The sequence below is a fragment of the Alcanivorax sp. HI0083 genome (assembly GCF_001635175.1).
Window position 1 is genome coordinate 1 of sequence record NZ_LWFX01001394.1, and the last position, 1717, is coordinate 1717.

3 protein-coding genes are annotated in these 1717 nt (G+C 61.0%); all 3 read left to right on the forward strand.

What is annotated here, in order from left to right; all coding sequences use genetic code 11:
- On the forward strand, positions 1-601 hold a 601-nt coding region (locus A3754_RS21145; protein WP_197468760.1), incomplete at its 5' end, for a neutral/alkaline non-lysosomal ceramidase N-terminal domain-containing protein.
- A 109-nt stretch (positions 602-710) separates the two neighbouring features.
- Positions 711-1319, forward strand: a complete 609-nt coding sequence (locus tag A3754_RS21150; protein WP_063521253.1) for a hypothetical protein — start codon at positions 711-713, stop codon at positions 1317-1319.
- A gap of 48 nt (positions 1320-1367) precedes the next feature.
- Positions 1368-1717, forward strand: a 350-nt coding sequence (locus A3754_RS21155; protein ID WP_197468761.1) for a CoA transferase, incomplete at its 3' end; no start/stop codon positions are given.

Here is a 1717-nt window from a genome sequence, read left to right on the forward strand (position 1 = left end):
GAACTGGAAAGTAGAAGTCTCCAGCCTGGCCAACGGCTATTTCGGCTATGCCGTCACCCCCGAGGAATACCAGCGGCAATATTACGAAGGCGGCCACACGCTCTACGGCCCCCATACCCTGGATTTCCTGATTGGCCAGAGCAGCGAACTAAGCCGCGATCTGCAACAAAGCGGCAACATCAGCGGCAACATCAACGACATTCCCCGCCAACAGACCTTCTCCCTGCTTGCGCATCAGTACTTTCCTGAAGCACAGCAAACGGCAGCCCCGGCCTCACCCACGGCTGTCCAGTGGCAAGGTCATCCTACCCGTGAGCCCGGCGACCTCACCACCGGCCCTTACTGGCGAATCTCCCTGCTGGCCGCCCCCGCCGAACAGCTGGCCCTCGACACGCTGGAGCTTACTCTCCACTGCCAGGGGCAGCGTGCAACCACCGATGACGGCGCCGCGCTACAACTACAATGGCAAGCGCAACAAAACAGCCAAGACAAATACGAAGTGCGCTGGTACCCCGCCCCCGGGCAACCGCAAACAGGCTGCCGCTTTGCTTTTTCAGCCAACCCGGCAGCCCCGGTGCAGCACTCCCCGGCGATCCCCTAGCGGCTAGCCTGAGGACAAGAGAATGTGCACCAGTTGATGTGGCGCCCCTGCGGCGCTGTTACACTAGACCCAGCCATTGAAGGCACCGCATTCGCCGCCGGAGATTTCCATGCGACCGCTTTTCCGATACCTGCTACCCGCCCTCTTCGTTGCCGGTTGCGCCAGCACCACGGACGTGACCACCCGCTTCACCGACGAGGGTAGCCACCCGCCGCAAGATACGCTGCTGCTGGTTGCCCACACCCCGGAAGGCAACATCCGCGAAACCTGGGAATTAACCTGCAAGGATATATTTTCAAGTAATTCGTTGACCGTTTTGCTCAGCCATCAGGAATTACCGTTATGGTATGAAGGCGGAAAAGAACGCATCCTCGACTGGGCGCAAGAAAACGATGTAGAGCGGATTCTGCTGGTCGAGCTGACTCACTTGCTGATAGATGCTGCCGCACCGCCTGCGGCCGGCAACCAGCTCAACCCCATGGAGCAATCCGCCGGCGACGTACAACCGACCTGGAAAATCGGGATCGGTGGCGACCTGGCCAAAGACGAGGTACCCGACGCCCTGCGGCAACATGGCGCAGAGCTGATCAATGCCGACGGCAAACCTCTCTGGACCGGCATCGCCACCACCCACGAGGCCAGCAACGCCGTTGCCATCGCCAAAAGCCAGTGCTCGGCCCTGCGTCGCAGCTTGCGTGAACAAGCCCTTATTCCCTGACCGGCCAATGTCCGTCAGGGAACGGTAAAACGGACTCTGACAACGGACATGAACATTATGACAGGCCCACTTAACGGACTGACCTTCATCGAACTGGCCGGCATTGGCCCCGGCCCCTTCTGCGGCATGATGCTTGCCGACATGGGCGCCACCGTTATCCGCATCGACCGCCCCGGCGGTAACCCGCATTCCGCCATCGGCCACACCGTCCTTTTCCGCAATCGCCAAAACCTGGCCGTGGACCTGAAAAGCGCCGAAGGCATCGAAACCGTTCTGAAACTCTGCGAAACCGCCGACGGCCTGTTCGAAGGTTTTCGTCCCGGCGTCACCGAGCGCCTGGGCGTGGGCCCGGAGCAATGCCTGGCCCGCAACCCGAAACTGGTCTACGGCCGCATGAC